Source organism: Bacillus sp. FSL K6-0069 (assembly GCF_038007785.1).
GTDB classification, from domain to species: Bacteria; Bacillota; Bacilli; order Bacillales; family Bacillaceae_G; genus Bacillus_A; species Bacillus_A mobilis.
The window spans coordinates 143,613-150,000 of record NZ_JBBOXN010000001.1 but is presented as its reverse complement, the minus strand read 5'-3'; the positions used below and the strand labels follow the sequence as shown (position 1 = coordinate 150,000).

At 37.1% G+C, this 6,388-nt stretch carries 9 protein-coding genes (1 of these 9 running past the window's edge); 2 read left to right on the top strand and 7 right to left on the bottom strand.

All coding sequences use genetic code 11. The features are described 5' to 3' along the window. Nucleotides 1-545: the 3' portion of a polysaccharide deacetylase family sporulation protein PdaB gene (gene pdaB, locus MHB74_RS00870; RefSeq protein ID WP_061678364.1), read on the top strand. It extends 220 nt beyond the left edge of the window; the window shows 545 of its 765 coding nt (coding positions 221-765); the start codon falls outside the window, past its left edge; its stop codon occupies nucleotides 543-545. A gap of 90 nt (nucleotides 546-635) precedes the next feature. On the opposite strand, the gene kbaA is transcribed toward pdaB, so the two are convergent. After that, nucleotides 636-1,247 carry a KinB signaling pathway activation protein KbaA gene (kbaA, locus tag MHB74_RS00865; protein ID WP_061678365.1) on the bottom strand — a complete coding sequence of 204 codons (612 nt, stop codon included), beginning with the start codon at nucleotides 1,245-1,247 and terminating at the stop codon, nucleotides 636-638. 139 nt (nucleotides 1,248-1,386) lie between these two features. Here kbaA and gerD point away from each other — a divergent pair, with 139 nt between their 5' ends. Next, on the top strand, nucleotides 1,387-2,004 hold the full coding sequence (gene gerD, locus MHB74_RS00860; RefSeq protein ID WP_061678366.1) for a spore germination protein GerD: 618 nt from the start codon (nucleotides 1,387-1,389) through the stop codon (nucleotides 2,002-2,004). A gap of 56 nt (nucleotides 2,005-2,060) precedes the next feature. Here the strand turns inward: gerD and MHB74_RS00855 are convergent, their stop codons facing one another. From MHB74_RS00855 to truA, 6 genes are all read right to left on the bottom strand, one after another. Continuing rightward, nucleotides 2,061-3,128, bottom strand: a complete 1,068-nt coding sequence (locus tag MHB74_RS00855) for an Mrp/NBP35 family ATP-binding protein (protein ID WP_061678367.1) — start codon at nucleotides 3,126-3,128, stop codon at nucleotides 2,061-2,063. Nucleotides 3,129-3,266: 138 nt separating this feature from the next. Continuing rightward, entirely contained in the window at nucleotides 3,267-3,980 is a 714-nt protein-coding gene (cwlD, locus tag MHB74_RS00850; RefSeq protein ID WP_061678368.1) for an N-acetylmuramoyl-L-alanine amidase CwlD, read from the bottom strand. A 66-nt stretch (nucleotides 3,981-4,046) separates the two neighbouring features. Further along, nucleotides 4,047-4,475, bottom strand: coding sequence for a YbaK family protein (locus MHB74_RS00845; RefSeq protein WP_001101006.1), 429 nt, complete (start codon nucleotides 4,473-4,475; stop codon nucleotides 4,047-4,049). Nucleotides 4,476-4,637: 162 nt separating this feature from the next. Continuing rightward, nucleotides 4,638-5,030 carry a 30S ribosomal protein S9 gene (gene rpsI, locus MHB74_RS00840; RefSeq protein ID WP_000079986.1) on the bottom strand — a complete coding sequence of 131 codons (393 nt, stop codon included), beginning with the start codon at nucleotides 5,028-5,030 and terminating at the stop codon, nucleotides 4,638-4,640. 21 nt (nucleotides 5,031-5,051) lie between these two features. Then, nucleotides 5,052-5,489 (bottom strand): 50S ribosomal protein L13, encoded by a 438-nt coding sequence (rplM, locus tag MHB74_RS00835; RefSeq protein WP_001260795.1) that lies wholly within the window; start codon nucleotides 5,487-5,489, stop codon nucleotides 5,052-5,054. Between the two features lie 152 nt (nucleotides 5,490-5,641). After that, nucleotides 5,642-6,385: a tRNA pseudouridine(38-40) synthase TruA gene (truA, locus tag MHB74_RS00830; RefSeq protein WP_033656275.1), complete on the bottom strand. Its 744-nt coding sequence runs from the start codon at nucleotides 6,383-6,385 to the stop codon at nucleotides 5,642-5,644. Between the last annotated feature and the right edge of the window lie 3 nt (nucleotides 6,386-6,388).

Here is a 6,388-nt window from a genome sequence, read left to right as displayed (position 1 = left end):
CAATCCTTGATACACTTAAAGAAAAAGACATTAAAAATGCAACCTTCTTCCTTTCTGCTGCATGGGCAGAAAGACACCCTGATGTTGTTGAACGCATCATAAAAGATGGACATGAAATCGGTAGTATGGGCTATAATTACACGTCCTACACTTCTCTAGAAACAAATGAAATACGAAGAGATCTTTTACGAGCTCAAGATGTTTTTACAAAACTCGGCGTGAAACAAGTCAAGCTATTGCGTCCACCTAGTGGAGACTTTAACAAAGCAACACTTAAAATAGCAGAATCACTCGGATACACCATCGTTCATTGGAGTAATAACTCAAACGATTGGAAAAACCCTGGTGTAAACAATATCGTTTCCACCGTCTCTACTAATTTAAAAGGTGGAGATATCGTCTTATTACACGCATCCGATTCTGCCCTTCAAACAAACAAAGCTTTACCACTGCTTCTACAAAAATTAAAGAGTGACGGATATGAGCAAATATCCGTATCACAACTTATTTCCAACACAAGTACGAAAAGTAAAGATGTACAGTAATTCTTTTCCATTGTGCCTTCACACATAAAAAGCTCTGCTACCTTTCATTCAGGTAATAGAGCTTTTTTCATTCGTACAAACTCTCTTATATTAGGCCGACTTACTCCTCTTTCCAATTAAACGATGTAATATAAGTAACTGATATGCATTACATAATAAAAGTGGTATCACCATTAAATATAACCAGTCTGTATCATTAATTCGAAGAGCTGGTACCCATTCAAGAATTGTTACAACAACCATAAAAAACAAAGCGGGCACAAATGCCTTTTTATTTGTTTCCTTACTTTTTATGTAAGCAACAATGGCCCCGAACATAAATAACACACCAGCAACAAGTATGTTATTCCCTAATGAAACTTCCCCATTTGCAATCAATACAGATCTTAAATACACGAAATCAAACAAAACGAATGCAATAAAGAAGAGCTGGACTGAATTCCATAAAGAAGATGAACGGAACATACCTAACCCAAAACGATGGATTGTTAAATAAGCAAAGAACCCCATCTGACTTATAACACTAAAAATAAATCCTACACCCATCAACCAAAAGGAAACTGCTAGAATTTCCTTTACGTCGAAATTTTGAAAAAATTTAGCGTACTTGTCCCACTCTAAAACAAACCCAAGTATGACCGTGCTAATCCCACCAAGAAACAACGTCGTAAAAAATAGTCGTACCCACTTGCGGCTATTCACAACACATCCCCCATTATCCTTATATTTCTAATTAAATTGTATCAATGACAATTTCAAAAAGCTAGCCATGTTCATGTATAAATTCCCTAAAGATATTTATATTAAAAAGAGAGAACTGTGCTGAAAGGAGTTCCAACTTATGAAACGGATGCTGCTCGTTTTGACTTCTTCTTTTCTATTCCTCGCACTTGTAGCGTGTGCACAAGGAAAAGAAGCAAAGTCCGAACTTGATTACGATCAAACGAAGAAAATGATTGTTGATATTTTAAAAACCGATCAAGGTAAGAAAGCCATTCAAGATGTGTTAACTGATGAAAAAATGAAACAAGCACTCATACTAGATGAAACAGTAGTAAAGAAAACGATTGAAGATGCAATGGTATCCGACAAAGGGCAACAATTCTGGGAAAAGCTCTTTAAAGACCCTGAGTTCTCATCGAAATTCGCTAAAAGTATGGGGAAAGAACAAACAACCTTAATGAAAACATTACTAAAAGACCCTGAATACCAAGCAGGCGTTATAGAAATTATGAAGAACCCTGAAGTAGAAAAAATGATGTTACAAACGATGAAGAGCAAAGAATACCGTCAATATTTACAACAAGTACTAACCGAAACTGCTGAAAGCCCACTCTTCCAAGCTAAGATGATTGATATTATTAGTAAAGGTGTACAAAAGGCTGAAAAAAGTGGATCTGATAAAAAAGAAGCCGGCGGTGAAGGTGGTTCCCAAGGCGGTAAAAAGGAACAGCAGTAAAAATTATAACGATAATAATGAGTGGACAATATATGTATCGTCCACTCATTATTATTTTATTTTTGCGCGACAGCTATTTTATCAATTACAGTCTCAGCTATCGTGCGATAAATAAGACCTGTCGTATGTGTATCTTCATATACTGATGGCGCAAAGTCTTCTTTATTCCAATCAGGTTGTTGAAGTGGGATTCGGCCAAGTACTTCTGTTTGAAGTTCTGTGGCTAATTTATCTCCTCCACCTCTTCCGAACACATATTCTTTTTCACCAGTTGTTTTACTTTCAAAATACGCCATATTTTCAACAACACCAAGAATACTATGTTCTGTACGTAAAGCCATGGCTCCAGCACGCGCTGCTACAAATGCCGCTGTTGGATGTGGCGTTGTTACAATAATTTCCTTACAAGCCGGCAACATCGAATGTAAGTCTAGCGCAACATCACCTGTACCCGGTGGTAAATCTAAAACTAAATAGTCTAAATCGCCCCATTCTACTTCTGTGAAGAAGTGATTTAACATTTTCCCAAGCATAGGCCCTCTCCAAATAACCGGTGCATTATCTTCTACAAAGAATCCCATTGAGATTACCTTTACACCTAGACGCTCCACTGGAATGATTTTATCCCCTCTTACAACAGGACGTTTTTCTATCCCCATCATATCCGGTACGCTAAAACCATAAATATCAGCATCAATGATACCAACCTTTTTGCCTAGACGAGCTAGAGCAATAGCAAGGTTAACAGAAACTGTTGATTTCCCTACCCCACCTTTTCCACTCGCCACTGCCAAAAATGTTGTTTTTGAATTTGGTGACAATAAAGATTCAGTTTGCTCTTCCTCTTGTTCCGGTGCAAACTGAGCTAATTCCTCTTCTGTAAATTCTGCAAAGCGAAGCCCTACTGTTGCTGCCCCTAATTCTTTTACTAACTTTACAATTCCAGATTGCAATTGCATTTGTTCCGCTGTACCGGTTTTTACGATTGCAATTTTAACACTTACATGTTCCTTCTCAGGCTTAACTGTTACCTCTTTAATGGCCCCTGTTTCTTTTAACGTTTTATGTAAAAACGGATCTATAACCCCTTCTAACGCTTCCACTACTTGCTCTTTCGTTACCATGATTAGCCCCCTGTATGAAAAATAACGTAATGTTAATTAAATTTATCTCTCTTTATTTTTTAAATAAATGCGTTTACATTTCCAGTATAACATATTTTCGGAAAACTTCGTTAATGAGAGAAACTCAAAAAATCCTCCTTATTCTGGAGGATTTCCTTTTTCCGTGAAATAGCGTAATATACCACGATATACTGCAGCCGCTACCTTTTGCTGATATTTCTCCGAATTTAACATATACCTTTCGTTTACATTCGATAAAAAGCCAGCTTCAATTAAAGCACCTGGTGTTTTCGCATACTTTAATAAATACACATGAGAAATTGTTTTAGCAGAACGATTCGTATTCTCTAAACTCGTCCTCAATTCAGCTTGTATAAATTTCGCAGCACGTTCATTTTCAATCGAAGAACGGTAATAGAACGTTTGTGCGCCTTTCGATCCACTACTAGTTAAAGCATTTAAATGAATACTCGCAAAAAAGTCTACATCAGGTTTATTAATAATCTCTACACGCTTTTTTAAATCTTCTGCTTTACGTCTACTATATGATTTTGTATCTTTCTGAGCTAAATCATAATCTCCCTCACGTGTTAAAATAACTAGCGCACCTTGTTCTTGCAAATAATCTTGTACCTTCTTTGTAATCTCAAGCGTAATATTTTTTTCTATAATATCTTTTCCACCAACAGCCCCTCCGTCTGGCCCACCATGCCCAGCATCTAATACAATCACTTTCCCTGATAAGGGTAAATTCCACGCTCGCCACGATTTTGTAATTTGAAATTCTTGTTTGACTAAAAAAAACAAAACAACCGCAGCGAGTGCAAAAGAGATAATTCGAATTCTCTTCATACCTTTCCTCCTCCAGCTAGTCCCTCTAATTACTTATATGGGACAAGAGGAAAGTTTATGCTTGTCTTAATGAAGCTTTAATCGATATCTTCTTTCACCTTTTTCATATCCTTCCTGCCACCATAAACCAATAAACTGCTGACAAGATTCAAAAAGTAATTCCTCATCTTGTAACTTAATTTCCCTCATAGTCATGCTCGTTAAAAATTGAAATAATGTTTCCGTTAATTGTTGCTCTTCTTCTAACGCTCTATATTTCACATCAAAGAATGATTCACCATAATAACCAAACTTACTGTATCTCGCTCCTAATAAATACGATTCTATCCCTAATTCAATACAGTAATCTTCATACTGACGATGAAGTTCCTGCATCTGAAAGGCATCTCTAATATTTGAACGTAATGTTTTTAATGATAGTTCTCGCAGCATCTTCCGTTCATATTTCAGCTGCTTTTCTTTTTGTTTTTCTTGTAAGCTGACAATGACATTCATAGTACTTATAAACCTCCCTAATACGTATTAGTCTAAACTTCTAAAGAAGAAGCATACGCGAGAGGATAGCACTAAAATATTCCAAACTACAAAAATTCCAAAAGAGGAATGAAACATAAAAAAACCCCAACCAAAATGGTTGGGGTTTGTAGTTCGCAAAAATTAACGTTTTGAGAACTGAGGTGCACGACGTGCGCCTTTAAGACCGTATTTTTTACGCTCTTTCATACGTGCGTCACGAGTTAATAGACCTGCACGTTTTAGTGTTAGACGGTATTCTGGATCAGCTTTTAATAAAGCGCGAGAAATACCGTGACGAATAGCACCAGCTTGACCAGTGTATCCACCACCATTTACGTTTACAAGTACATCGTAGTTACCTAAAGTTTCTGTTGCAACTAGAGGTTGTTTCACTACTTCACGTAATGCAGCAAATGGGATATAGTTTTCAAAATCACGACCGTTAATGATAACGCGTCCTTCGCCTGGAACTAGGCGTACGCGCGCTACTGAACTCTTACGACGTCCAGTGCCATAGTATTGAACCTGTGCCAAAGTAAGCCCTCCTTTAATTAATTATCCGCGAAGTTCGTAAACTTCTGGTTTTTGTGCTTGGTGTGGATGCTCTGCTCCAGCATACACGTTTAGTTTCTTAGAAACTTGACGGCCTAAGCGTCCTTTTGGAAGCATGCCTTTAATTGCAAGCTCTAACATTTGTACAGGGTAGTTTGTACGCATTTCTAGAGCTGTTCTTTGTTTAAGTCCACCTGGGTGGTTAGTGTGACGGTAGTAAATTTTATCGTTTAATTTATTACCTGTTAAATGAATTTTCTCAGCGTTAATAATAATTACATGATCACCCGTGTCAACGTGTGGTGTAAATGTAGGTTTGTTTTTACCGCGTAAAATAGATGCTACTTCTGTAGATAGGCGACCTAAAGTTTGACCTTCAGCATCAACCACATACCATTTACGCTCAACTTCGTTAGCTTTTGCCATAAAAGTCGTACGCATGTGTTTCCCTCCTCGTTATCTTTTCCATAGAAAAAATCTATTGTTTATCTTAAACACGATTTCCTTCCGGGGCTAATCGTGGTTTTAGAAACAATACCATATGTTATGATATACTTTTGAGTTTCTAATGTCAAGCAAATGTTACACCAGGATTAGTTGTTATAGTTTACCTGCCATAAGTAAAGCCCATGACCAGGAGCCATCTTTCCAGCAAACTGACGATTTTGTTTCGCTAGAATCTCTGGAATGCTATCTGGATCAAGCTTTCCTTGCCCTACGTTCAGTAACGTACCAACAATAATTCTGACCATATTATATAAAAATCCATTACCTACAAAACGAAAAATTAATTCATCGTCTTGCTCGATTAGCTCAATTTCATAAATTGTTCTCACTTTATCTTTTTTGTCAGTTTTTGCCGAACAAAAAGAAGTGAAGTCATGCGTTCCAATAAAATAAGGAATCGCTTTTCTTATAGAGTTTATTTCGAGCGGATATGGATATTGATATACGTAATTTCTACGGAATACATCCGCAGTCTTTGATAATAACACACGATAACGATATTCTTTTCTCTCAACACCGTAACGCGCATGAAATTCTTCTGTTTTTTTCTCTACCTGTCTGATAACAATATCATCTGGCAACATTGTGTTTAATGCATTACTCCATTGCCACTCTTCAAGAGACAAAGGTGTATCAAAGTGTATGACTTGTCCTTTGGCGTGAACGGTAGAATCCGTTCTGCCCGATGCCTGAACACGAACAAGTTCTCCTTTATGCAATTTCTGCAAAGCTTTTTCAATCTCTTGTTGAACAGTACGATGCTGCGGCTGAATTTGATAACCACAAAAATGCATGCCATCATATGCAACCGTACATTTTATTCTATCCATTTC

Excerpts from the sequence above, each read along its gene's own strand:
- gerD (WP_061678366.1), top strand. The coding sequence starts at position 1,387 with ATGAAACGGATGCTGCTCGTTTTGACTTCTTCTTTTCTATTCCTCGCA.
- MHB74_RS00855 (WP_061678367.1), bottom strand. The coding sequence starts at position 3,128 with ATGGTAACGAAAGAGCAAGTAGTGGAAGCGTTAGAAGGGGTTATAGAT.
- cwlD (WP_061678368.1), bottom strand. The coding sequence starts at position 3,980 with ATGAAGAGAATTCGAATTATCTCTTTTGCACTCGCTGCGGTTGTTTTG.
- MHB74_RS00845 (WP_001101006.1), bottom strand. The coding sequence starts at position 4,475 with ATGAATGTCATTGTCAGCTTACAAGAAAAACAAAAAGAAAAGCAGCTG.
- rplM (WP_001260795.1), bottom strand. The coding sequence starts at position 5,489 with ATGCGTACGACTTTTATGGCAAAAGCTAACGAAGTTGAGCGTAAATGG.
- truA (WP_033656275.1), bottom strand. The coding sequence starts at position 6,385 with ATGGATAGAATAAAATGTACGGTTGCATATGATGGCATGCATTTTTGT.